The 26,998-nt window shown below is 33.6% G+C and carries 15 protein-coding genes; 1 reads left to right on the plus strand and 14 read right to left on the minus strand.

Features of this window, described 5'->3' with window-relative positions; genetic code table 11:
* Positions 1-334: 334 nt before the first annotated feature.
* Together AC2DGP_RS08375 and AC2DGP_RS08380 are read right to left on the minus strand one after the other, a co-directional pair.
* Complete coding sequence (locus tag AC2DGP_RS08375) at positions 335-1,957, minus strand: sulfatase (protein ID WP_484489614.1); 1,623 nt, start codon at positions 1,955-1,957, stop codon at positions 335-337.
* Complete coding sequence (locus AC2DGP_RS08380; protein WP_484489615.1) at positions 1,950-3,869, minus strand: FAD-dependent oxidoreductase; 1,920 nt, start codon at positions 3,867-3,869, stop codon at positions 1,950-1,952. Before AC2DGP_RS08380 ends, AC2DGP_RS08375 begins: the two co-directional genes overlap by 8 nt.
* A 199-nt stretch (positions 3,870-4,068) precedes the next feature.
* On the opposite strand from AC2DGP_RS08380, the gene AC2DGP_RS08385 reads away from it, so the two are divergent.
* Positions 4,069-5,607: a helix-turn-helix transcriptional regulator gene (locus AC2DGP_RS08385; protein WP_484489616.1), complete on the plus strand. Its 1,539-nt coding sequence runs from the start codon at positions 4,069-4,071 to the stop codon at positions 5,605-5,607.
* Positions 5,608-5,637: 30 nt separating this feature from the next.
* On the opposite strand, the gene AC2DGP_RS08390 is transcribed toward AC2DGP_RS08385, so the two are convergent.
* The 12 genes from AC2DGP_RS08390 to AC2DGP_RS08445 form a co-directional block, all read right to left on the minus strand.
* Positions 5,638-7,131, minus strand: coding sequence for a sulfatase-like hydrolase/transferase (locus AC2DGP_RS08390; protein ID WP_484489617.1), 1,494 nt, complete (start codon positions 7,129-7,131; stop codon positions 5,638-5,640).
* A 143-nt stretch (positions 7,132-7,274) separates the two neighbouring features.
* A complete protein-coding gene (locus tag AC2DGP_RS08395; RefSeq protein ID WP_484489618.1) occupies positions 7,275-9,302 on the minus strand; it encodes a glycoside hydrolase family 127 protein in 2,028 nt (675 codons plus the stop codon).
* A 183-nt stretch (positions 9,303-9,485) separates the two neighbouring features.
* Positions 9,486-10,463, minus strand: coding sequence for a family 16 glycosylhydrolase (locus AC2DGP_RS08400; protein WP_484489619.1), 978 nt, complete (start codon positions 10,461-10,463; stop codon positions 9,486-9,488).
* Between the two features lie 183 nt (positions 10,464-10,646).
* On the minus strand, positions 10,647-12,713 hold the full coding sequence (locus AC2DGP_RS08405; protein WP_484489620.1) for a glycoside hydrolase family 127 protein: 2,067 nt from the start codon (positions 12,711-12,713) through the stop codon (positions 10,647-10,649).
* Positions 12,714-12,973: 260 nt separating this feature from the next.
* Positions 12,974-13,831: a helix-turn-helix domain-containing protein gene (locus tag AC2DGP_RS08410; RefSeq protein ID WP_484489621.1), complete on the minus strand. Its 858-nt coding sequence runs from the start codon at positions 13,829-13,831 to the stop codon at positions 12,974-12,976.
* Between the two features lie 359 nt (positions 13,832-14,190).
* The gene (locus AC2DGP_RS08415; protein WP_484489622.1) at positions 14,191-18,306 is read right to left on the minus strand and encodes a hybrid sensor histidine kinase/response regulator transcription factor; all 4,116 of its coding nucleotides are present in this window, start codon (positions 18,304-18,306) and stop codon (positions 14,191-14,193) included.
* Positions 18,307-18,416: 110 nt separating this feature from the next.
* Entirely contained in the window at positions 18,417-21,656 is a 3,240-nt protein-coding gene (locus AC2DGP_RS08420; RefSeq protein ID WP_484489623.1) for a glycoside hydrolase family 2 TIM barrel-domain containing protein, read from the minus strand.
* 181 nt (positions 21,657-21,837) lie between these two features.
* Positions 21,838-22,191 (minus strand): hypothetical protein, encoded by a 354-nt coding sequence (locus tag AC2DGP_RS08425; RefSeq protein ID WP_484489624.1) that lies wholly within the window; start codon positions 22,189-22,191, stop codon positions 21,838-21,840.
* A 147-nt stretch (positions 22,192-22,338) separates the two neighbouring features.
* Complete coding sequence (locus AC2DGP_RS08430; RefSeq protein WP_484489625.1) at positions 22,339-22,659, minus strand: VOC family protein; 321 nt, start codon at positions 22,657-22,659, stop codon at positions 22,339-22,341.
* A gap of 116 nt (positions 22,660-22,775) precedes the next feature.
* Positions 22,776-23,648, minus strand: a complete 873-nt coding sequence (locus AC2DGP_RS08435; RefSeq protein ID WP_484489626.1) for an AraC family transcriptional regulator — start codon at positions 23,646-23,648, stop codon at positions 22,776-22,778.
* A gap of 251 nt (positions 23,649-23,899) precedes the next feature.
* Positions 23,900-25,027, minus strand: coding sequence for a hypothetical protein (locus AC2DGP_RS08440; protein WP_484489627.1), 1,128 nt, complete (start codon positions 25,025-25,027; stop codon positions 23,900-23,902).
* Positions 25,027-26,985, minus strand: coding sequence for an FAD-dependent oxidoreductase (locus tag AC2DGP_RS08445; protein WP_484489628.1), 1,959 nt, complete (start codon positions 26,983-26,985; stop codon positions 25,027-25,029). The genes AC2DGP_RS08440 and AC2DGP_RS08445 overlap by 1 nt, the downstream gene beginning before the upstream one ends.
* Positions 26,986-26,998: the final 13 nt, after the last annotated feature.

The following is a 26,998-nucleotide window of genomic DNA, read 5'->3' on the forward strand; positions in this document are numbered from 1 at the left end:
TTTTAGCATCTCAACCTTTCGCACAAGGAGGTAAATACATTACAAGTCTAAAACATGTTTTACTCATAGATTTCACTGGTTTTTTGAGTTATTAAAAGGTTGTTGGTTACAATAATCATCTGATTCGAAATATGAATTTTAACACTAGGATCTTCTTAATTCACTCGAATACAAAAAGTAACTCTGTAAAATTAACAGTTGCTTAACTTTTCAAACCTCATTTTTTTACCCTTTAGTTAATCGATTTTACCCTAGGTGAATTAACTCGTGTTTAAAAACAAAAAGCACCTACATAAAGTAGGTGCTTTTCTAAGCATTTTAAAATGAAACAATATTATTTCATCAAACTTTTATAATACTGCTTCATAAGTTTTTTTACCAATTTGGGATTTTCTAAGGCAATATTAATAGACTCTTTCGGATCCTCTTCATGGTCATAAAGCTCTATATAAATAGGTATCGTATTTTGTTTTGAACTATCTTCCCAAACAATCAACCTATAGCGATCTGTTCTCATTGTATATCCCATTAATTCATTCTCAAAAAAATCTCTATCCCATTTTTCTTTTTGTTGCAATTTTATTCTTTCTTCAACTTCATCTAATAAAACACCAAAATAAGTCTCTCTCATTGCTGGTCGTAATGGATACGCACCCCATTCACGTAAGGCAGGAGTTGGAAATTGACTAAAGGCCGCCTTTTTCCATTTTTTATTTGGATGATTTAATAGCGGAACAAAACTTTTACCCTCTAAATGAATGGGTTTTGAAATATTTGCCAATTCACAGAGCGTCGGATACATATCTACCAACTCCACTAAAGCATTTGTTTGGCTCCCAATATTCTTTTTTTTGATCATTGGTGAAGAAATAATCAATGGAACTCTTGTTGCAACTTCATAATTTGTTGCTTTCCCCCAAATTCCTTTATCTCCAAGATGCCATCCGTGATCACTCCAAACAATAACTATTGTATTCTCTCTTTGTCCAGACGCTTCTAATGCCTCCATCATTTTACCTATCTGAGCATCTACATAACTTACACAGGCTAAATAAGCATGTTTCAATGTTCGAGCTAATTCTGCATCAATTTCACCTTGTTTTGGAATTCCATGACGTACCCTTAATTCAAAAGACGGATGTAGCCCCATTTCAGCACCATTAATAGGTCCCTTAATTTCGTCCGTAAGCGGAACATTTTCAGGATCATATAAATCCCAATATTTTTTTGGAGAAGTCCAATTCAAATGTGGTTTATGAAAACCCAGTCCTAAAAAAAAAGGCTTTTCTCCTTCTTTTAAAACTTCCCTCATGGAAGCTATAGCTAATTCGGTATTATAACCATCCGCATAGGCGTTATCAGGTACGTCTGCAGACTCATAGGCTGGTCCGCTTGCCAATCCATACTTCGCAACTTTTCCATATTTTGCGAACATCTCTTTTTTATACGCCTCCTTTATTTTCTGATTTTTTATTGTATTAAACCCTGCAGGCTTAGCAATCCCCTTGATTTCCATAGAATCCAAAGCAGGTTGACGATTCCAAGATAACGCATCATCCTTATCTCCATGATGAAATATTTTACCACAATAAAATGTCTCATAGCCATTTTGAGAAAATAATTGAGGTAAAGTTACTACCTCTGGGTTTGCTTCCCTAAATTTGATATAATTGTGATAAACACCACTAGTCTGTGGCCTTATCCCTGTAAGCAAACTTGCACGAGATGGTCCACAAATTGCTTGTTGGCAATAAGCTCTTTTAAAAAGCACCCCCTCACTTGCCAACTTGTCTAAATTCGGAGTAATAGCGATATCCGATCCATAACACCCCAGCTCAGGTCTTAAATCGTCAATACCAATAAATAATATATTTGGTTTTTGTTTCAGTTGTGCTTGTGCTACTTGAAAAAGAAACAAACAAACCAACTCTATAAAATTAAGTCTCTTTTTATGCATAACATCTAATTTCAAAAAGTTTAGCCGAATCTGCTCCATACGTTTCATGCATATTCACACGAATTGCCGTTACTTTAGCGGACTCAAAATTAAATTTAATCAATCTAGTCCTGTTGTTAAAGTTTTCACCTATTGTTTTCCATTCACCATCAACCCTCGCCTCAATATCCAACCTCTTCAATAATTCAACAGGTACATGATTTGCAAACGTCTCATTATTACGACTATCTTTGCGCATCATGATATTTTTTTTAAGATTTGTGTCACATTTCAACTCTACCTTGCTTAAAGAAACCGGCACCTCCCATTCCATTTGAATGTTAGCTGGTAAACTTTCCGACTCCCAGTGATTTACCTTCCCATCAAAATCTCTAGAAACCCCATTAATCAATAGCTTAGCATCACCTGATTTTGTAGTTGAGCCAAATAATGCGGATGACTTTTGTGCTAAATCCTTTTTATCATTGGCATATCTATTTGGAATAAAAGCATCATCTCTTAAAAGCTGTTCTTGCAACTCATTTATATACTCTTGTGCTACTTTTCTAGGAGATACATTTTTCTTAACACATATACTAGCCGCTGTTCCTACCGCTTGTCCCATTAACGCGCATGTTCCCATGACCCTTGAGGATGACAATGCGATATGTGTTTGACTGATATTTCTACCAGCAAATAGTAAGTTCGAGATATTCTTTGAATACAAACTACGGTATGGTATTTCATACACCTTTTCAAAATGCGCATGAAAATAACTAGGTGGATGCGTAATATTTTCAATACCACCCCAATTGTGCTCATCTAACGACCATCCTCCGTACGCCACAGCATCTTCAAAATGTCTATGCTCTGTTAAATCTCTTTCAGATAAAATAAAATCACCTACAAAACGACGAGACTCCCTTCTACCAGGAATAGACTGTACCCAATCCAATGCATAATTATCGGCTTCTGGAAACTTTCCTGAATTTTTAATATAATCCCAAACACCGTGTAAATGTCCCATAAGTCTTTCACGATTTTCTTCTTGCTCTGCAATTATATCTCCCTTACTTCCGACTTCAACCCACCAAATACCACCTTCAAAACCTTTTATCTTCCTTTTCGGATGTGCATTTTCATAATCGTATTTTATCACATAAGACGGTGCCTCATAAGGCATCGGTCTCCCCATATCTTTTGAAGACATTAACAAGGTAGCCCCCATCTGCCAACCATCGGCTTCTTTTGGAGCATATTTTTCATTGAACTCTGAAGAGGCCTCTCTCCCCGTCCTAAATTCAGCACCCGCAGAAGCTGCTAACATTCCATCACCAGAACAATCAATAAACTGCTTTGCATTTATAGTAAACTCAGTCTCTGTAGTCAATTGCCAACAAACAGCCGCTACAATAGTATTCCCATCCATGACAGCCTCATTTGCCTGGGTATTAAGCATGAGGTCCAAATTTTCTTGCTGAACGATATAATCATACATAACATGATCAAAAACAGGGTAAGCCTCTTGTGGATTTCTAAACCTGTTATGTAAAAGAATTTCTTCAATCACCCCTGTTTCTCTTTCTGGAAGTCCATTAGGTCTTAAATGAGTTACACCATTTACGTGAACCCTCATTTCGCTAGAGGCATTTCCTCCTAAAACAGGTCTATCCTGAATGATAACGGTTTTCGCACCATTTCTTGCAGCAGACACAGCTGCACACATACCAGCTAATCCCCCTCCCAAAACGGCAACATCATAGGTAAGTGTTTTTCTTCGTTTTATATCCTTTTTTGTAGAAGACTCAGCTTCCGTTGAAAAAGAAGATTCAGAGGTAACATCTTTTGTAATGTCACATGCATTTACAACTGGAACCAAACCAGCCGCTAATACCCCTTTAGCTCCTTTTTTAAAAAAATCCCTTCTTTTCATCTGCCATATATTTTAATTATTAATGTCCTACTACTCTAAAGACTCAACTATATCTCTAGATGGTTAAATGTACATACTCATAGCTAAACAGCTCTTATTTAACCATTACAAAAACTTAACATGCTAATTTTTGAGCGTTTTTACAGATTAACTTTACTATCTTTATTCAATCATTAAACTACCATACACATTGAATAAATTGAAATTTCTATTTTTCACATGTACCTTATTATTTTTATCAATAACCTTACATGCGCAACAATTAACGAATCATGCTGAAGCTAAATATTTACTTGATAAAAACCCTAAAGAACTCAAATCTGAATATCGGAAAAGTTTACAAAATGGAGATACAGTTTATGCAATACAAAATATTTTAACCTTAAGTAAAAGAAATAGAATTACGCAGCAGTATAGTGACGCGTTTTACAATGCAGGAGAAGCATTATTTTTATCAGAATTCATAAAAGACACCCTAAACATTGCAAGAGCGCATACTGAACTTGGAAAAATTCAATATTTGTTTAAACAAGATGCTGCCTGTGGAGAACATTTTCATAAAGCGAATGATTTGTTCAAAAAAATAAAACACACCCCAAGATCAGAATTTTTAAAATCTTACTTTAATATATTATTATACTACCAGCACATTGATGATGCAGAAAATATGTTGGCATACATTGACACCTGTAATACGCTAGCTTCAAGTATACCAACAGATAAGTTTTTTCATGTGTTTCTTCAAGAAAAAAAATCAAGTGTCTTAAAAACCCAAGGAAAATTCAAAGAATCGATACAAGTATTAAAACACTCCATAGATACTGTTCTAGTTTCTAATCCGAACCATAGCTTTTTAATCATTCTATATGGTTCCTTAGCAACCAGATACAACAAAATAAATGACATTGAATCTGCAAAAAGATACTTTCAAAAAGCTACGTCTATCAAAGACAAATATGGAGAAAACACGTTTTACAAATCTTACCTACATACGATTTACGCAAGATTATTAGATAAAAAAGGAGATTATAAATTGGCCTATAAAAATTTAGAAATTTCAAGATCAATTGACAATCGATACCTCAACACAAGAAATGTAAGAAACAAAGATTTCTTGACTATAAAAAACAGGTACAGAGAACAACTTTTCACTTCGAAGCAAAAAATAAACCAACAACAATTGGAAATTTTGGAGAAGGAGCAAGAAATTATTCTTTTTAGATCATTAATTCTAATTTTATTGTTTAGCTCCTTGCTAATTGGTATACTGTTGCATTTCAGAAAAAAATCTTTAAATCATAAAAGAAAACAACAAGAATCTGAAGAAAAAATAGCACTTAACAACAAAGAACTCACCACTAATGTATTGCAACTTATTGAAAAAGAATCAATCATAAACAGTCTTAAAAAAGAACTTAAATCCATAGACAAAGAGGGAAAATCAAAAGGTCTATTATTAAGTATTGAGCAACAATCTAATAAACTATGGGACTCCTTTAACAATCGATTTATAGAACAAAACAAGGGGTTCTATGAACGTTTACAGAAAAAGGCTCCAAATTTAAGTGCCGCAGATTTAAAATTATGTGCCTTGATAAAACTAAATTTTTCTGGACAAGAAATGGCATATCTACTTGGAATTTCACTTGGTAGTGTGCATGTTGCACGTCATAGATTGAGAAAAAAAATAGACTTAGATAGAAAAATCAATTTAACCACATTCATGGCATCCATATAAAAAAAGCCCAATTAAAATTGGGCTTTTTTTTTATTTTTTTGAAGCTGCATTTTGTAACATTTCGACCTCAAATGTCTCTTTAAACTGAGGCATTCTTCCGTCTTCCCATAACTCTTCATCTTTTGCAGAGTAGTACCACATTGGTTTGATAAACGAGTGTGTCCATTCTTCTATTTCTGCAATCATTTCCCTCATTTGTTCAGGATACCTATTTCCTAAGTTTTTCTTTTCACCTTTATCTTTATCCACATCAAACATCAACCAAGGTTCATTACCCATTCTAGTAACTTTTAAACTCCCTTTTCTACCCGCTACATCAGAATAACCATGTCTATACCTTAGCGCATAAATCATCTCATCTGGCCTAGCATCTTTGCCCGCTATCACAGAAGGTAAAATATCTTTACCTGCTAAGATTTTATTTTTTGGAAATTTTACATTAGCTGCATTTAAAAAACTTGGATATAAATCCAATGCCGAAACAGGATAATCATACACTTCTCCTCCTTTTATTTTAGCTGGCCAATGCACAAACATTGGAACTCTAAAACCACCTTCCCAAGTATCACCTTTCGTTCCTTTAAGTGGTGCATTGTTGGCTCCATGATCAAAATTACCACCATTATCGCTAAGAAAAACTATAATAGTATTCTCTAATTGATTTGTTTCTTTTAACGCTGCCACGATTTTACCTACCCCTCTATCAACTGCATATACCATTCCGGCATAGGTTCTTCTATCTTTATCTTTAATAGAAGAAAAAACTTCCATATCTTCTGCTTTTGCCTCCAATGGAACATGCGGTGCATTGTATGCCAAATAGGTAAAAAAAGGTTGTTTTTTATTCTTGGCATTTAGGATCGTGTTTACGGCCTCTCTTGACAAAGCATCAGTAATATATTCTGTTTCCTTTACTTCTTTTCCATTATGTTCTAATGGCAATACATAATCTCGAATTACCTTTACTCCCTGCTTCTTTTGATTTTCATAAACTTTTCTATACTTCGAAGGAAAATAATTATGACCTCCGCCCAAGAAACCATAAAAATTATCAAACCCTCTTTTATTTGGATGAAATTTTGGAGAAGCTCCCAAATGCCATTTTCCAATAACAGAAGTGTAGTATCCTGCTTTTTGAAGTGATTTAGACATAAACACTTCTTTTGTTGTCACTCCCATATTATCCTTATCATTCTCACTTGAATTGGAGTGTAAATTAAATGGAGCCCCAATCTGATGCGGATACCTACCTGTCATCAAAGCCGCCCTACTTGGTCCACAAAACGAATGCGCTACATAAGCCGACGTAAAAATAGTTCCATTTCCCGCAAGTTTATCTAGTTCGGGAGTTATTATATCTGTTGATCCATTAAACCCAACATCTGCATAACCTAAGTCATCACATAGAATTACCAGAATATTTGGAGGCGTCTCCTTTTTTGAGTTTTCGGTTGCATTAGAATTGCAGGCTGACAATGCAGCCACTACTGCAACAACAAGGTGAATTGATTTAAATAATTTCATTTTTTCTTGTTTACATTAAAGTTTAAATATAGGTGATTATTCTTCTAAATATTTCCACTATTTACCCATATACCTCTCCTATTTTATCACAAAAAAAAAGACATTGCACTTATACAACGTCTTTTTTCTGAAATTCAATAAAATTATTCCCACAAAATAGGTAGCCAAACTGACATCTCACTCGCACCTCTATTTGCCCAAGCAAAATAGGGAACTAGTTGTACATTTGTTGCTTCCCATTTTGGTTTTGCTATCTCTCTATACATTCCAGGTTCATTATCTTTTCTAAGCTTTAATTCACCTGATATTGTAGAAATTCCTCCTAAAAAGTTTGGATCATATTTTGCTTTTAAATTAGAGTTAACTGGTAAATAAACATCTAATATATCCGTCTTTTTCGGCAAGTCTGGAGTTTCAACACAATATACTACCGGTCCTCTTTTTACCGCTGCTTGATTTCTAACCTCCTCAATCAAAGGGTTCCCTTCTAACAATTTTATTTCCATTGGCATTTGTAAACTTATTACATCTCCCTTTCTCCATTTTCTATGAATTGTGGCGAAGTTACCAGGAACAACACTAGTAGCAACAGACTTTCCATTTACGAGTACTTTAGAACCCTTTGCCCATTCTGGAATCCTCAATAACATATCAAAAGCAGCTCTTTTACATCTTTCAACAGTAATGGTCACGTCTCCTTTCCATGGATACTCAGTATCTTGTTTCAGCTCTATTCTAGAGCCATCCAATAATTTAGTTTTTAATTTATTTCCTCCATAAAGATTTACTGCAACACCATTATCTGACAAACTATAAGCCCATCCTGAAAGTTTTGCGATTGTTCTCACTAAGTTAGGTGGACAACAAAAACAAGGTATATAGGGTTGTCTAACATCAAATTCAGTATCATTACCAGGGTCAAACCCTTTATGACTGACACGCAGTGGATTTGCATAAAAATAATCTTTCCCTTCTACACTTATTCCTGATAAGGCACTGTTAAAAAGCACCAATTCCATGATATCTGCATATTTTGATTCCCCATGAATTCCAAGCATTCTATAACTAAACATTGAATTACAAACATTTGCACAAGTCTCGTTGTAGGCCGTTAAATTAGGCATCATATAATCATTGATAAACCCCTCATGAACCATATCGACATGCTTAGAAACACCGTGATGTGTTTGCCCCACTGCGCCTGTTACATACATTTTTTTATCCGTTACGCTTTCCCAAAGTCTGTCCAAAGCATCAATTAATGCCTGTTCACCTGTTTCTGCAGCTACATCAGCGGCACCCGCATAGAAATAAAGCGCCAATACAGCATGTCCTTCTGCAGAAGTGGCTTTTCGAAGTGGTGTACGTTCTTGCACCATATCTCCAATAAATTTATATCCAGAAACGGCAGTTGGCTGTACCTTAGACTGTCCTCTTAAATTAATAAACAACTCCGCTAGGTCTAAATATCTTTTATCTTTAGTTGTTCTATACAACTCTACCAATCCCATAATTTGGGTCTGATTAAATCCAAAACGTTTTAAATCCCCTTTAGGTTCTGGCATAAATTTTTGATACAGGAAATCAGCATTTTTTATGGCCAAATCTAAAAAGTTTGTTTGCCCAGTAATTCTATTATGAATACAAGCACTTGTATATAAATGTCCGAAATTATACATTTCATGGTGTTGTCTATTTCCAAAACGCTCCATTGAATCGTCTGTAGAAACTTTGGTATGAATATAGCCATCAGGTGCTTGGGCTTTGGCTATAATTGAAATATACTGGTCAAGCTCCTCAACAATTCTTTTATCTTTATTCTGCGCATAAATATATAAAGATGCCTCCATCCATTTATAGAAATCACCATCATGCCATTTCATCCCCTTGTGTTTTCCTTCTTTTAATCCGGCAGCTATTTTAAAATTATTTAAAGCATGTCCTACATCACCTGTTAATAGAGTTCCCATATGCGGCACCATAACTTCCTCGGCAACTTTGAATTTATCTGCCCAGAAACCACTGGTCCATTGACAGTCGCCAATATTCACACTTTTCAGCTTTACATATTTACTATCTTTATTGGATATGATCCCTTTACTTTGTGCAAATGACAAATTTGACATTACTGCCAATCCAAAACATACTACAATTTTAAAATAACTTTTCATTCTATTCTTTTTAAAACACTATTACTATTTACGACTCTAATTAATAAATTACTAAAGGAAGTTTTGTCTCTAAAGGATTATTTTTTGTCTTCTAGGATACTATCGTTCCCCATTATCTGTTATTCCTTAATTTTAGACAGCAAAAAGCCTTAAAAGATAATTCTCTCAAGGCTTTAACTATGTTTATTTCTTTTGCCAAATACGAACATATTCTATCTCATAATCAACAACACCATCCTCTTTTTTTCCTTCTGGACTATTTAACTCTAAATCTTCTAGAGAATCAGGAACGCCATGCCAAGGAAAAGTCTCTTGATCTAACCATATGCTAATTTCACCATCAAGTACCCATCCATTTGGATAACCTTTCTTTGCTGCATAAGCATCTACTTGTTCTCGAGTTGCCCCTGTTTTGTATTTACCATCTACATAAAGCTTCACTCCATTCTCATTCCATTCAATTCCGTATACATGAAAATCGTCGGCAACTCTAAATCCATAATCCAAATGTTCGGTATAAACGCTCTTCCCTTTTCCTTCTCTACTCCAATCATGAATGGACCACCACATTTCTGTATCTAAATGTTGTTTATTTTTGTTTCTACCACTTCCGAATTGTTCAAAAATATCTAATTCCGTTCCGCTACCTATACCCCAAAAGGCACTTGTAATTTCTGCATCTGCCGCTTTACTTTTAATTTCCATATAACCATATTTAAAGAACTTTCGTCCTATCAAACATGCAGTAGTAATATTTTCAAACTTACTTCTGGTATTATTTTTCCCCCATGGTTTACTTAATTCGTCACTAAAAGGAAAGTCTGGTTCCCACCTAGTTTCCAAAATCAATTTCCCATCTTCTAAACGATAATTTTCTCCAGAAAATTGCGAAGGAGCTCTTCCCTTCCAGACCTTCTTATTGGGTTTATCTGGGTGTTTATAAACTGGTTTTCCATTTTTAAACTTCCCAACAACATACCATCTTTTCTCATTCAAGCTACGAGATTCAAACTCATCACTCGCCTCTTTATTTAATTTCCATCCTCCTTTATTTTCAGGATCGGAAAATGGATACACTTTTTGAGCTTTGATTGATTGCAATGCAATTGCAATAAAAACAATACCCAACACAGACCACTTTTTAAAACTATTTAACATCATAATTTATAATTATCTGGATTACACAAAGTAAGTTAAACAAGTCCTAATTCTCAGGCTTTAATTTAACTAAAATTAAGTGGATATTACCAAAACACTCTTGGTTTATTACCCTCTCCTTTATTAATAAAAAAATCGCTATCAACATAATGCTCATAGCGATTTGAATTCTTTTTTTAATCTACATTACCAAACCACTGGTAAGAATACACTCATTTCACTTTCTACTCCCTTATTTCTATTAGACCAAGAATAATAAGGAACAAACATCGTTTTATATGACTCCAAAGTTGGTTTCGAAACTTTGTTATACATATTCTTATCAGACTTCCCTTTCCTAATCAGGATATCACCAGTAATAGCCGTAACTCCACCTAACAAATCTTCTTTGTATTCAGCAGTTAAAGCATCCGTATCACCTTTGATATATGCATCAACAATATGCGCATCCTTAGGTAAATCAGCAGACTCTAAACAATACACAACTGGACCTCTTTTGATTGCAACTTGATTACGAACTTCTTCAATTCTAGAATGCCCTTCAACAAAAGTAATATCCATTGGAAATTCGATAGAAACTACATCTCCTTTTTTCCACTTACGATTGATTGTAGCAAACTCACCTGCCACTGCTTTTGTACCGCTATCCTTTCCGTTCACAGTAATCTTAGTACCTTCTGCCCAGTTTGGAATTCTTAACATTACATCAAATGCACTTCTTTTAGCTTTCTGTACCGTTAACTTTACTGCACCTTCCCAAGGATACATTGTTTCTTGTTTTAAGGAAATTTTAGAACCATCTAACAATTTAGTATTCAAAGTATTTCCTCCATACAAGTTTACAGCAACTCCATTTGGTGCTAAACTATATGCCCATCCTGAAACTTTAGCTACAGTTCTAACTAAGTTTGGAGGACAACAAAAACAATCTAAATAAGGTTGACGTGTTGGGTATTCCGTATTCATTTTTTTGTAATCTCTTGAACCTTCGATTACTCTCAACGGATTTGCATAATAGTACTTATCACCTTCTAAATTAATTCCAGACAAAGCACTATTGTACAATACCAACTCCATGATATCTGCATACTTAGATTCTCCGTGCAACCCTAACATTCTATAACTAAACATAGAGTTACAAACATTTGCACAAGTTTCGTTATACGCCGTCATGTTTGGCATCATATATCCATCAATAAATCCTTCTTCAATTTTATCTCTATTTGTAGAAGCTCCATAATGTGTTTGTCCAACTGCACCGGTTACATACATTTTTTTACCTGTTACATTGTTCCACAATCTATCTAAAGCATCCACCAATGCTTGCTCTCCCGTTTCAGCATATACATCAGCCGCTCCTGCGTAATAGTATAAAGCCAATACAGCGTGACCTACCGCCTCACTAGATTTTCTCAACGGAGTACGTTCTTGTACCATATCTCCAATTGGATATCCAATGGTTGTAGAAACCTCAGTAACCTTGTATTTACCTCTGTTGTTGATAAACTTCTCAGCTAACTCTAAATATTTCTTGTCTTTTGTAGTTCTATACATTTCTACCAGTCCCATAATTTGAGTTTGATTGAAACCAAAACGTCCTAACAATTTATTATCTGGTAAAAACTGCGTATGTAGTAAATCTGCATGTTTAATAGCAATATCTAAGAAATTTCTTTGTCCTGTAGTTCTGTAATGAATACAAGCTGAAGTCATTAAATGACCAGAGTTATACATCTCATGATATTTTCTATTTTCGTAACGATCCACATCCTCATTCAATTGAATTTGTGTTTGAAGATATCCATCTTTTTCTTGAGCTTTACCGATTATTTCAATATAACCATCTAATTCAGTTAATAGGTTCTGATCACCATTTTGAGAATACAGATAGCATTCAGCCTCCATAAACTTATAAAAATCCCCATCATGCCAACGCATTCCTTTATGTTCACCCTCTTGTAAACCAGCGGCAATCTTAAAATTATTTAAAGCATGGCCCACATCTCCAGTTAAAACCGAACGCATGTAAGGTATCATTGTTTTCTCTGCAATTTTAAACTTTTCAGCCCAAAATCCCTCCGTCCAATGACAGTCACCCATATTGATACTTTTCAACTTTACATGCTCACTTTTAGAATTATCAATAATCCCTTTGCTTTGGGCGTTTGCAGAAGACATGCATACCATAGCTACAGCAGACAACACAGCTCCTTTTAGCAATGATATTTTTTGAGTTTTGTTTTTCAAAATCATTTTTTAGAATTTTATTTTTTGATTCTTGCAACCACATCACCGGTTACCCTTGTTAATCACATATTTATCTAACACAAATTAAACGGAACAATCCTATAAATGATTTATAAAATTTACCCCGTACAAGCATAATTTTACCCTCGTTAAAAAAATATATGTTTTGATATAAAATGAACTGCACAAATCAAACACATACACCATGTATCATTCGCGTACTTTCAACTTGAAGTTTACAAATACCACTCGTTCGAAAAGAAAAATTAGATAGCTCTTCTATATGCTTTTGGAGTATACCCCATAACATGCTTGAATTGCTTGTTAAAATTGGTTACAGATTTATATCCCACCAAATAACATACCTCATTTACAGGGAAATCTTCTTGAACTAATAACCTTGACGCATTTCTAATTCGGACTTCATTTAAAAATCTCGTAAATGATTTGTTTGTCATTTTCTTAAAAAATCGACAAAAAGAATTCGTTGTCATACAGGCAACATCCGCGACATCATTTAACGTGATATAACTAGAATAGTTATCAGAAATAAATTTTAAAACGGTGTCAATACGATCTGAATTATTTGTTGTGTATTGTCGCATATCAGATGAAGACAATACTGTTTTATGTTTAGTTAAAGACAATTTATACAGAATATCCAATAATTTAATAGACTTCTCAGGTCGTGTAGCATCATACATTGACATCAAGTCTTTATGCATTGATTTACTAACTTTTTTGCTAAATGAAACCCCATATTTAGACTGTGCTAATAAATTTTTTATTTCAGAAAACTCAGGATTATCAAAAGCTCCTTCTCCCAAAAAATTACTGTTAAATTTAATTACGATGGTATTGACGCTGTTGTAATCCCCTTCTGTATAATATGAAGGATCGTTTCTCCATAAATGAGGTAAGTAAGGACCTACTAATACTAAATCACCAGCTTCAAAACGCTCCACACTATCTCCAACAAAACGAATACCTGTACTTTTTGTGATATACAATAACTCATATTGCGAATGATAATGCCAAGCGGCATCTAAACAAGGAACATCTTTTCTTGTAACACTCAATCTATCATTTACTAACGTATCTGTATTTTTTAGAACTAATTTCATAATCGTAGAGGTTTTAGTGAAAGTTAAAATTGGTTTCTTTTTATCTTTATGTAAAGAATTTCACACAAGAGACATATACAAACTTAGTAACGAACCCAAATTATATCTTATACATCAGTACAATTACATTAATTGTTAGTTCAACAGCAATCAAAACCCCATATAAAACAAGGGATAGAGAAGAAGTTTAATGTAGTTTTTTTTTCAATCTCAAAGTACCTTATATTGAAATTACACTCAGATATAAGAAGTAAAAACTCGTTAAAACGAGGTAAAATGTTGCTTTCATAGGGTAAATTTGGATAAAAAAAGAAAAGACTCCGGTACTGAGGTATAATGTTCTGTTAACAAAAACAGCTCTATTTTACCCCGTTTTCTGACACATAATTGGAAGGAGAGACCTTAAAGTATTCTTTAAAAGCCTTATTAAAGTGTGGTCTATTTTTGAATCCTGTAGACAAAAACACCTCATTGACAGACATATTTTTCTGAACTAACATACTGGCTGCCTTTTTCAAACGATAGGTTTTTAACAAGCTATAAGGTGTTTGATCGGTAAGTGCTTTTACTTTCTGAAAAAAATGCGTTCTGCTTAAGAACAATTCTTTAGCAAAGGAATTGATATCCACTTCCTGATTATCTAGATTCTCTTCCATAAGTGCATATAACTTTTCTAAAAAAGTAACATCTGTACTTACAATTTCATCTTTTTTTCGAGTAAGAGGCAAATTAACTTCGAACCTTTCTCTTAACAACTTTCTACTCTGTAAAATTGATTCGATCTTTGAAATAAGTAATTTCATATCAAAAGGTTTGGTTATATAGCTATCCGCCCCTTCCATCAATCCCTTAACTTGCTCGTCGACTTCTGCACAAGCCGTTAATAATACTATCGGAATATGACTTGTATTGATATCAGCTTTTACACTTCTACACAATTCAAACCCATTCATTTCTGGCATCAAAACATCACTGATAATCAAGTCGGGCCATTCATTATCCAATGCATCCAAACAAGCTTTACCATTGCTAAAAGAAGTTATATTAAAATAAGCTCCTAGTGCATTAGATATAAATAATCGCATATCATCATTGTCTTCCGCTAAAAACAAATTCGCTCCTCTTAACTCTGAGGCCACTGATACATTTTCAATTTCATCTTGAGTAGGTACAAATTTCTCTTGTGTATACTTTTCTTCAAGAGATAATAGTTCTTTTTCTTTTTCTATTTGCCCTTCCTCAAAACCTTCAATTACTATAGGCATTGAAATAGAAATCTCGGTTCCTACTGTCAATTCACTTTTTGCAGCAATGGTTCCATAATGCATTTCTACCAAACGTTTTGAGAAAGCCAACCCGATACCTGAACCTCCCACTCCAAAACTATTCTGTTTATTGGAATGATAGAAACGATCAAAAATAAATGGTAAATCTTCTGCATCTATACCTTTCCCTGAATCCTGAACTGAAACTGACAAAACATTCCCTTCATTTTTATAACGAATGGTTACAATATCACCTGATTCTGTAAATTTAAAAGAGTTACTTAATAAATTATTTAAGGTTTTTTCTAGCTTGTCATAGTCAGCAAAAACATACACTGGTTTTTCCGGTGCAATTATTTCTAGTTTTTTATTATGATTTATGACATGTATTCTATAATCCTTTTGAATCTCCTCCATCAATTCATGTACATAAAAATGAGATTTATTCAATTTTAAAGCATTGGCATCGGATTTCTGAAAATCGTGCACTTGATTTACTAGTTGAATAATTTTTTTAGTTTGACGTTGAATCATTTCCAAATGACCATAAATATCTGTCTGTTTGCTAAATTTTTCTGCCAATATAGAAACAGGTCCAGATATCAAGGTTAAGGGCGTTTTAATTTCATGTGAGATATCAGAAAAATACCTCAATTTAGCCGCACTTATTTCATTTACCTTATCCTTTTCAAACTGTTGAATTTCTAAATCATGTTCTAAATGAATATACCTGAGCCTATAATTTACAATCCCATATAGGACGAGTACAATCAATAGTATATATACCATGCGGGCAAAGGTTGTATTCCACCAAGGCTGAAGGATTGTAATTTTCAATTCCTTCGGTTTTGTCCATTCATTTAGAGAATTAGAGGCCATCACCTTTAATTTATACTCACCCGAAGGCAAACTACTATAATTGATTGTTTTTTGAGCACTCGGTACTTGAATCCATTCAGAATTACTAGGAAGTAATTGATATTTTAAGTAATATTTTTTAGGATTCGAAAAATGCAAGGAAATTAAATCAATGGAAAAAATATTCTCATCGTATTTTAAAACCAACTCCTCAATATCATCTATACTAGACTCTAATACAATCCTATCCTCTAGAACATCCTCTGGATCTATTTTCTTATTTAATATTTTTAAATTTCCAAAACTTAATTGAGGGAGCGGTTTAAAGAGTTCTAAATCTTCACTTTTAAAATAGAAATAATCTCTGTAACCAGATAGTAATAGAGTACCGTTATCAAACAAAGCATTCACGTCTCGAAACTCCTCAAAGGGTAATCCATCCTCTTTATAAAATTTGGCAAAATTTACATTTTTTGGATCAAATTTATTCAAGCCATAGTTCGTAGCTACCCAAAGAGTGTTTTTCTTATCAATAAAAATATCTTGTACATTATTATTAGAAAGTCCATCCTTTTCCGTGTAAGAAAGAAATTTCAACTTGTTGTCATTTTCTAAAACTTTTGCAATTCCGCCACCCACTGTACCAATCCAAAGAATATTATCTGGTCCTCTTTGAATAGCACTTACATAATTACTAGGAATTGAATTTTCTAGGGAAACATCCGACAAAGATTGGGTTATAACTAAATCTTTTAAGGGCTTATTTTTTTCTAATTCTACTCTATACAAACCATCATGAATAGTTCCTAACCATAAATAATTGTAAATCGGATCTACATAAAAGTCCCTTACATAATAGAGTTTATCTTTGATAAAAAAGGAATTCTCCGTAAGTTCCTCAAAGCCTTTATAATCGCCCTTTTCATCAAACTTCAATCTAAAAACAGCATTTACGCTATGAATCCAAATATCACCAAACTGATCCTCTTCTATGGACTTAAATGAAATAAGATTTTCTAATTTTTTTTCTTCAATTTTAGTAACCTTATCCGTATCTGCATCGATTACAAAAAGTGACTTATCACTATACCAAACCCAAGTATTCTTTTTAGAATCTATAAAAATCTTAATAACATTGTTGTTGTTAATTTTTCTAAACTTTTGAATAAAGGGACTATTTTTTCCTGTTCTAGTATTTATTAAATCTACTCTACCATTTCTAGCAATTACATAAGTCTGATCATCATCAAGCTCGGTAATATTCATAACTCGATAAGCATTTACATCATCACTAATTACTCCTTCCATGGACATTTGTTTAAAAGGAGATTTTTTCGTTTTAAATTTAAAAATCCCTCTATCAAAACTCCCTACCCAAGTTCCTTTATTTTCTGTGATTAACACGGAAGTAATATGACAATGTTCCGATGGAATTATAAACCTTGCGGTATCCGTCCCTTTCCCATGAATCAGTTTAAAAATATTATCCACTAAATATAGTCCGTTTGCTACATGCCCTAACCAAAGATTACCATCTTTATCCACATTTGCTGTATTAAAACGCGTCTTTTTAAACCCTGAAAACAGGCTAGAATAATAAAGTCTATCGTCTAAAACATGATAAGAATATACCGCTACGCCATTCTCTAAGGTGAAAATTAACTTATCATTATCAAACACTTGAACAGATCTCGCATCCTTAAAAACAGGATTATCAATTATTTTATATTGATTCTTATTGGCATTAAAATGCAACAATCCAACATTTGAAGTAAGCAATAAATTCTCATCATCCAACAGGGTCATATCTGACAACAGAACCGTTCCTAATTCCATTTTTTTTGGGATAATATATTTATCCAAAAACCTCATCTCGGTATTAAAAACAAGAATTCCCTCTTGCCAAGTCATGGCATAGATTTTATTGTTTTTTTTATCTTCAATAACCTTTAAAACACCTGGTCCTTTATCTAATTTATTCTTTAATTGATTGGAATATAACGCTGTAAATTTCTCCAATTTTGGATCATAGATCGTAATTCCATTATCTGTTCCGATCCAAATCCTACCTTTAGAATCCTCACAAAGAGATCGCACCCTATTGCTGACCAATATTTTTTTATCTGTAGCATTTCTATACTTTTTTATTTCGTAACCATCATACCTATTAAGTCCATTAAAGGTACCAAACCACAAATAGCCGCTAGAATCTTCAAGCATACAAGTTACGCTGTTATCAGATAATCCATCAGGAACAGAGATATGTGTAATAGGCTCAAGTTTGTTCTCAACAGCGAAAACACTTATAGAAACTAAACATAAAAAAACGCAAAAACAGAATTTTCTAAACATAGAATAATATTACAACATTTTTATTTTTCCTTCAACTATAACAAAATAGAATGTATAAAAAAGCTGCTTTGTATTCTCATACAAAGCAGCTTATCAATTATTTTTTTATCTTATTTAAATTCTAATACATAAGTAAAATCATGTTTACCAGTCTTAATAACAAACTGAGGTAAGGTTTCAGATAAAGTTCCACCAACACTCATTTGAACTAAATTTAAATTAAGTGTATAAAAATCTTGTTCAGTCAAATCATATGGATGTTTGGCTTTTTCAATATTCTCTGAACTATAAGGCCATATTGAGAAGCCAAACTCAGGTGTTCCGGTAACAATTATTCCTGGTTTTTTGGATTCAGAAAGTTCCAACCAACGAACGTCCGATCTATTTCCATTTCCTTGCGGATATATATAATTCGTAAATAAATCGTCCGTTCTAAAGGTAAATTCATCCACGATGGCACCTCTTTTTCTATCAATATAGTTTTCCCAAGGTCCTTTCCCGTAAAACTTAGTATTCTTATAAGTTTTAGGCACCCCCATGGTCATTCCATAGTTAATCAAACTTGGTAAAGATTCTTTAGCATCCATCTGCATAGATACTTCAATTTTAGCATCACTTAGTACCCTGTACGTAATCGTCAGCTTCACCTCATCTTTATATTCTTTCGATACAACAATTGATGTTTCATTGTTTTTATCCGATACTACTTTTACATCTGAAACCTTTAACTTTTTATCAAATCCTTTCCAATAGTTTCTAGATTTCTTAAAGTCTCTACTACTAGCCCCTCGAATATCATTATCTACAGGAGCTCTATAAAAATCTGGTTTTAACGGACTTTTTATTTGCTCTTTTTTTCCGATGATAAACGATATCAAATCTCCGGTTTCTTTTGAAATCGTTGTAGAGAACTTATTTCCTTTCACAACTACTTTTTCATTAGAGTTGTTCACCGTTAACTTAGATTTTGAAGAAGAAGTTATTCCAACTGTATTTTTCTTCGCTCTAATTAATAATTGCTCTTTTGCTACAACATGACCTTTCTTTGCCCAGAAATTATCCGCTTTTTCTAAAACAGAAATTTCTAACCAATATTCAGAATTTTCTTTAAATCTAATCCTTCTAAAAGGAATTTTTAATTCTTGTGTAGTATTTGCAGCAACATCTGTTGATTTTAAAACACCTGATTGAATTTGTTTTCCGTTTTCAGAAACAGACCACTTTACATCATATGCACTTAAATTAGTATCATTTAAATGATTTATCGCTTTTATTTTTCCAGTTTCAATTGCAGTAGCAGCAAAATTAAACGGTTGAAAAATATACTTACACTCCCATGCATGCGGATTTGGTTTATGGTCTGGAGCAAAAACACCATTGATACAAAAGTTTCCTGCATTTGGCACATCGCCAAAATCACCTCCATAGGCATAATACATATTTCCGTTTTTATCTTTGGCTTCTAATCCTTGGTCAATCATATCCCAAATAAACCCACCAATTAAATTTGGCTTAGAATTGATTAAATCCCAGTATTCGCCTAGACCTCCAATAGAATTCCCCATTGCATGAGCATATTCACACATCACAATTGGTCTATTGATGTATTTGCTCTCTGACATGGCTTTCAACTGATACACCTCAGGATACATTCTACTCAACACATCAACATACTTAGGATCTGTTGGGTTGGCATGTGTAGGTCCTCTAAATAATTTTTGTCCTTCTTCTCCTTCTTTATATTCCGGATGTGTAGGATCTCCTTGAGCACCTTCGTAATGCACAAACCTTGAAGGATCATAATCTTTAACCCATGAAGCAGCTGCCGCAAAGGCAGGTCCTGTTCCTGCTTCATTACCTAACGACCAAGAAATAATTGATGGATTATTTTTATCTCTATCAACCATTCTCATCACTCTTGATAAAATTGGAATGGCAAACTCTGGCTGCTGTGGAGCATAGCTTCCTAAATGATGCGTCTCTATATTCGCTTCATCCATAACATACAAACCATACTTGTTACACAGTTCATAAAAATAAGGATCATTTGGGTAATGAGAGGTTCTAATGGCATTAAAATTAAAGGCTTTTAACACCTTGATATCTTCCTCTAGATCTTCTCTTGTTAAAGCTTTTCCTCTAACAGGGTGGTGATCATGGCGATTTACCCCCATAATTTTAACAACCTTCCCGTTAATCAATAATTCATTTTTATCACTAAAAGTAACTTTTCTAAAACCAACTTTCTGACTTCTAGATTCTACTATTTTTCCTGAAGGATCCTTTACGTCAAAAACCAAGGTATATAAATATGGTTTTTCCACAGACCATTTATTAGGCGACTTAATATTAGCCTCCAAAAATGCAAACTTTGTAATATCTCTTTGCGGCCATCTTTCGTAATGAATATCTTCTATAGAAGCCGCCATAGAAGCCCCAGAAACCTTTTCATTTTGAGCGTTGTATAATTGTGCTGTAAGCTCCCACCCTTTCAAAGCATCTTCGTCTCCTTTCATCCACATATGCGGACGTACTTCAATTTTAGCATCGTTTAACTCAGCATCAAACTTTGTTCTTACAAAAAAGTCATTCAAAGCTATTTTAGGTTGTGCTAACAACAACACCTCTCTGTGAATTCCACTTAGTCTCCACATATCTTGATCTTCTAGATAGCTTCCATCACTCCAACGAAACACCTGCACCGCAACACGGTTTTTCCCTTCATTTAAAAACTCCGTTACATCAAATTCTGCGGCCAATCTACTTCCCTGACTGTACCCAACTTTTTTACCATTTACCCATACATAAAAAGCAGAAGAGACACCTCCAAAATGTAGAATTACGGATTGGTTTTTCCAATCAGCAGGTACTGTAAAGTCTCTATAATAACTCCCAACAGGATTATCTCTATACTTCTCAATAAATGGAAATTGTGGAGGATGAGGCCCCATATAATTAAAGTTTCTTTTCCCACCGTTTTCAATATCGGGAGTAAAAGGATAAATTATATTAGAATATATTGGCTGTCCAAAACCTTGCAATTCCCAATTAGAAGGTACTGGCATATCACTCCAATTTGCTCCTTCAAAATCGTTTGCAATAAAATCTACAGGTCTTTCGCTTGATTTTTCAACAAAATTAAATTTCCAAATTCCATTTAAACTTTGAACTCTAGAAACATCCCTATTTCCGGCTAAAGCATCTTGATGGTTCAAGTAAGAATAACTTGGTACACGAGCTCTCAATTTGTTTTGTTCAAACATAAACCCATTCTCCCAATCATTTTGAGCCTGAGCCACTTGTAAAAACAAGACACCCATAAAACCTAGTAATAGATATTTTAATTTCATTTTTCTTTTTTTAATTAATAAAGACATTGTATACAAAAAAAGCGTAAAAAATACATTTTTCCTATAACTAACTTATCTAATTGTAAACTATTTTTAACTGCTCCAAGAAAAGCAACCACTTTAAATCAAAAAAGCACCCATATTTTTTTTATGGATGCCCTCGTTGAATAAATATTTTTTTTTAAATTTCTTTAAGCTCCTTTCTCATCCTTGTCATGAAAGGCTCTAACTCTGGATACGTTTTCCCTGTTGCTTTGATTAATTTATTGTTAAACTCTTTATTAACTTGATTGATCTGTGATTTCTTTTCATCAGCAGAAATATCACCTGCTTTTGCTTTCTGAACCACTGCCATATAATTATTAAAATATGCGATTCTATCATCTAACAAGCTTTTTTCTTCAGCTTCATTTAATCCAAACTCCTCCGCTGCGGAAGTTACATAATGATTGATTTTTTTCATTTGATACTTTCCTTGGGCAACCGCTGCTTTTACTGAAAACAATAAAATTGCTACTAAAATAATTTTCTTCATACTACTCTATTTTACTTTTATCTATTAACTTTTTTAATGAATATAGCAACCTACTTGTGCACTAATCTAAAATTCTGCTTATTCCAACCAAATTAAAAAACGAATTTAACTACCCAAGCAGGCGTGCTATTCCAATCAAACCAAATATTACTCTTTTACTTCCATAAATTCTACAGGCGAACCATTATGAACAATAAACGCCACACGCACTCCTTCACCTGGAGAGAAAGTATCTACCAAAATTTCTTTTCCTTCAATTGCAGCTTCAATATTATCAACCAAAAAAGCAACATGAGGCAATTTTTGCATCATTTCCGGCATTGGACTATCTACATCAAATTTTATCCATTCCACTCCATATTCATCCTTACTAAAATCAGTATAATGAATTTTTCCAGGCTCATAAAAACCGTCCCATTTTTTTTCCTCTGTTGTTGGTATACCGATATGACTAAATTTATATTCCATTTAAAATTTATTTTAAGTTTAATTAATGAACAGTCACGTTCTATTTACAAATTTGGCACAATATATTACTCAAGCATTTATATAATTTACCCTTGAACTACATTATTTTACCCTATCTAATCCACCATATTATAATAACGATACTCATTAGGTGTACTCCCCATCGCTAGCTTGAACTGTTTGTTAAAATTATTTATAGAGTTATATCCAACCAAGTAACAAATCTCAGAAATGGATTTTTCTCGATGCACCAAATAACGTAATGCTTTGCGAACTCTAACCTCATTCAAAAACTGAGTGAAAGATTTATTTGTCATTTTTTTAAAAAATCTGCAAAAACTATTTGGGGTCATACATGCTAAATCAGACACATCTTTTAAAGAAATATTAGTTGTATAGTTATCTGAAATATATTTCAACACCACATCCAATTTATCCGCCTTTTTGGTTGTTAATTGCCTCATATCTTTCTCAGACAAGGTCTGTTTGTCTCTAGTCGTTGCAAGAATTAACAAAATATCCATTAATTTTATTGCTTGTTTTGCCTTAGGCATATCTACAATTTGCATTAAGGCTTCATGAAGTTCTTCTGCTACTTTATTTCCAAAAACAATTCCAAAAGTTGATTCTTCTAGTAATTCTTTTACCTCGGTAAATTCAGGCTGATTAAAAGTTTCTGAACTCAGAAATTCCTTTTTGAATTTAATAACAGTTGTTTCAACCTGCTCTTCAGGACTATTCCTATTTTTATAAAATGAAATATCATTCCTCCATAAATGGGGTACATAAGCCCCCACTAACACAAGATCACCCGGATGAAAAGAGGCTACACTTTCACCAACAAAACGAATCCCGCTGCTTTTAGTTACATAAAGTAATTCAAACTGAGAATGATAATGCCAAGAGGAGTCAATGCATGGCACAACATTTTTAATTACATTCAATCGCTGGTTTACGATTTCTTCTGAATTTTTTAAAAATAATTGCATAAAGTTTAGCTTAGTCTACTACAAAGAGACCTTATTTTTAGCTAAATCTATTTATAAAAATTACCCCAAGAACGGAATATTTTACCCAAAATAATTTTTAGTTACCTGATTACAAACACCAAACAAGCTGCTATTCTATTTCAAAATGAATACCTCAATCATACCAATACAATTAAAGAAACATAACTAGTCAGAAAAAAATTAATTCAAAATTAAACACCCAATTGGAAGTATTATACTATACTCCAAATCTATAACCGATAAACATTTCTCTCTTTAAAAACATTCAATCGTTCCTTTTCTAACTCTGATAATTTTTTATTTTTAAGATACCAATAAGCCCTTCTTGCGATAATAAAATTATCATGCGTCAATAATTCAACTGAATTTGATATTACTTTTTGAGAAACATAATCTTTAGCTTGCAGTAGTGTAAAAAACAAATCAATCTCTTGATATGAATTAGAAAGAATATTTTTATCACTAAAATGATCATACACGCCTACCGGCGCAATAAATCTTGTTTCTATCATTGAATTCAAGACAGCTCTTCTTAAATTCTCCTTATCATTATAATATAATTTCTCAAGAGCCTTATAATAAATTCCTGAGGTTGATTTCTCAAAATATGCAATCCCTTTTTTACCTAACGCATCAGAAACTAAACTGGCAATGACAACTTGTTCTTGAGCTTCAACTGAATAAAACTTTCTTTTATCCAATTCTTCTATAGAAAATTTCTTGTACGCATTATTACTACCTTTTAATAAGCTTATTAGTTTTGAGCTAGAATATTTTTCTGCGGTAATTTCTCTAATTTTAGAAACGGTTTCTCCATTTGCCCAATACCAAAGTGTGTAACAAGTCCAAACCGCACCTTCAACAATAGCCGTTTTATCTATTTCTACCGTTGCCCCTGAAAAAGCATCCAAAGCGTTGGCATGAGAATTATTTACTAATTCATATTTATAATATGTTTGGAGAGGTGAATTTTTATCTTTTAAAATCGTTTGTAATTTTTCATAATCTGATTTAGAAAAAGGTTTCCCTTCATTCTTTTCTAATTCGGCACCATTCCTTAATTCTATTTTTGAATAGGCTCCTAATGCATCCCAATGAACACGAACGGTAACAATTTTACATTCTTTTGATCCGCACACAACGGATTCTACATCCATATAAAAACTACTATTATTCGCATAGGGACTTTTAGATTCTATCAACTTGCACTCTACAGGTTTTTCAGTACTAATTCCTGGATGCAATACAGAAATCACATGCGTGATTTCTGTATTTGTAAGGAGCTTGCCTTCAACTGCCTTTCCTGTAACACTAAAAAGGAGCGAAAAAGCGACTAATATGTTTATTTTATATTTCATTAAACTTCGTAACAACGCACCTCAAATAATTTAGCCGTTGGATGACCATAGGTCTCTTTTAAATTAATTCTAATAGCGGTTGTTTTCACTTGTTCAAAATCAAACTTTATCAAACGTACAATATTATTTTTAGTTTCCGCTACCTTAACCCAAGATCCATCCAATCTTACCTCTACATCTAAAACTTTCATTAATTCTGGTGGTACATAATCAATAAATGTTTTCCTAAGATGATCAGATAACGGTTGCTTTCTCATAGTAATATTCTTATGCAAATTAGAATCACACTTAATTTCCACCTTTGATAGCTTTATCGGAGCATCCCATTCCATTTGAAAAGTAGCACCCAACCCTTCAGATTGCCAATGATTTATTTCACCATCTATATCTCTTGAAATCCCATTAATCACATTTTTGGCATCCCCTGTTTTTGTAGAGGACCCGAAAATCTGACTTGCTTTTTTTGCTAAATCATTAGGGTCATTTGCAACTACTTTAGGAATATAAACATCATCTCTCATCAATTGCTCTTGCAATTCTTTGATATATTTTTGCCCAACTTCCCTTGGTGTAATACCTTTTTTAACACAAATAGTAGCCGCTGTTCCCACAGCTTGCCCCATCAAAGCACAGGTTCCCTGAATTCTTGTAGAAGACAGAGCTATGTGAGTCAAACTAGCATTTCTACCTGCAAACATCAAATTAGCAATATTTTTTGAATAAAGTGATCTAAACGGAACTTGATATACCGTCTTAAATTTTTGATGAAAAAAACTAGGCTCGTTTGACAAATCCTCAATTCCTCCTGGATTATGTTCATCCAAAGACCAACCACCAAAACCAATAGCATCCTCAAAATGCTTATGTTCAGTTAAGTCTCTTTCTGACAAAACATGATCTCCAATAAATCTTCTAGACTCTCTTCTTCCTGGAAAAGAACCGATCCAGTCAATTGCATAATTTTCGGATTCAGGAAATTTCCCTGAATTTTTTATATAATTCCATACCCCATGAGCATACCCCATTAATTTATGGCGATTTACATCTTGAACATCAATAATATCAAAATCATCTCCTAATTCAACCCACCAATATCCATCTATAAAATTGTTAATTTTTCTATGTTTGGTGCTATCTCCATTGTATTCTAGCATAAAAGAAGGAGGTGTATATGGCATAGGCCTTCCATAATCTCTTCCTTGCATCAAAATAGAAGCTCCCATTTGCCACCCATCTGGCTCATCAGGTGCATATTTCTCGTTAAATTCTGCTTTTCCCTCTCTTCCTGTTCTATAGAGTGCACCAGCTTTTGCCGCCATCAAACCATCACCTGAACAATCAATAAAAACATCTGCCTTTAAGGTGAATTCTGTTTCTGTGGTTACCTGCCAACAACGAGCCGAAATAATTTTATCACCATCCATCTCTGCATCTATTGCAGAAGTATTTACCATTACAGTCAAATTTGGCTCTCTTGTGACATAATCATAAACAATATGGTCCCACATAGGATAAGATTCCTGAGCATTCAAAAGTCTATTTTCTAAGAGTAATTCTTCTACAATCCCCGTTTCACGTTCCGCTAACCCTGTAGATAATCTATTCACTCCATTTACTGTTACCCTTATTTCGCTTGAAGCATTTCCACCTAACATAGGTCTGTCATTCACCAAAACCGTTTTTGCACCATTTCTAGCAGCTGCTACAGCAGCTGGAATTCCAGCCATCCCTGCTCCTATCACCACTACGTCATACTCAACGGTCTTTTTACGGACAGGAGTTGGAACCTTTTTTCCTGTTCCTAATTGATGCCATTGCTCCTCTCCACCATTTCCTTCACCAATAGAACCTACAGCAGAATTTCCTGTAACCTGGTCAGTAGATTTACACGCAATAGGCAACAAACTAGTCGCTACTGCAGCACCAGCAACATTTCTAAGAAAATTTCTTCTTTTCATAATTTTGTATTGA

It is taken from the genome of Flavicella sp. IMCC45537, assembly GCF_057197705.1.

Coding starts and splice junctions, on each gene's coding strand:
- AC2DGP_RS08445 (WP_484489628.1), bottom strand. CDS start 26,985: ATGAAAAGAAGAAATTTTCTTAGAAATGTTGCTGGTGCTGCAGTAGCG.
- AC2DGP_RS08395 (WP_484489618.1), bottom strand. CDS start 9,302: ATGAAAAGTTATTTTAAAATTGTAGTATGTTTTGGATTGGCAGTAATG.
- AC2DGP_RS08375 (WP_484489614.1), bottom strand. CDS start 1,957: ATGCATAAAAAGAGACTTAATTTTATAGAGTTGGTTTGTTTGTTTCTT.
- AC2DGP_RS08380 (WP_484489615.1), bottom strand. CDS start 3,869: ATGAAAAGAAGGGATTTTTTTAAAAAAGGAGCTAAAGGGGTATTAGCG.
- AC2DGP_RS08415 (WP_484489622.1), bottom strand. CDS start 18,306: ATGTTTAGAAAATTCTGTTTTTGCGTTTTTTTATGTTTAGTTTCTATA.
- AC2DGP_RS08410 (WP_484489621.1), bottom strand. CDS start 13,831: ATGAAATTAGTTCTAAAAAATACAGATACGTTAGTAAATGATAGATTG.
- AC2DGP_RS08430 (WP_484489625.1), bottom strand. CDS start 22,659: ATGGAATATAAATTTAGTCATATCGGTATACCAACAACAGAGGAAAAA.
- AC2DGP_RS08435 (WP_484489626.1), bottom strand. CDS start 23,648: ATGCAATTATTTTTAAAAAATTCAGAAGAAATCGTAAACCAGCGATTG.
- AC2DGP_RS08425 (WP_484489624.1), bottom strand. CDS start 22,191: ATGAAGAAAATTATTTTAGTAGCAATTTTATTGTTTTCAGTAAAAGCA.
- AC2DGP_RS08405 (WP_484489620.1), bottom strand. CDS start 12,713: ATGATTTTGAAAAACAAAACTCAAAAAATATCATTGCTAAAAGGAGCT.
- AC2DGP_RS08420 (WP_484489623.1), bottom strand. CDS start 21,656: ATGAAATTAAAATATCTATTACTAGGTTTTATGGGTGTCTTGTTTTTA.
- AC2DGP_RS08440 (WP_484489627.1), bottom strand. CDS start 25,027: ATGAAATATAAAATAAACATATTAGTCGCTTTTTCGCTCCTTTTTAGT.
- AC2DGP_RS08390 (WP_484489617.1), bottom strand. CDS start 7,131: ATGAAATTATTTAAATCAATTCACCTTGTTGTTGCAGTAGTGGCTGCA.
- AC2DGP_RS08400 (WP_484489619.1), bottom strand. CDS start 10,463: ATGATGTTAAATAGTTTTAAAAAGTGGTCTGTGTTGGGTATTGTTTTT.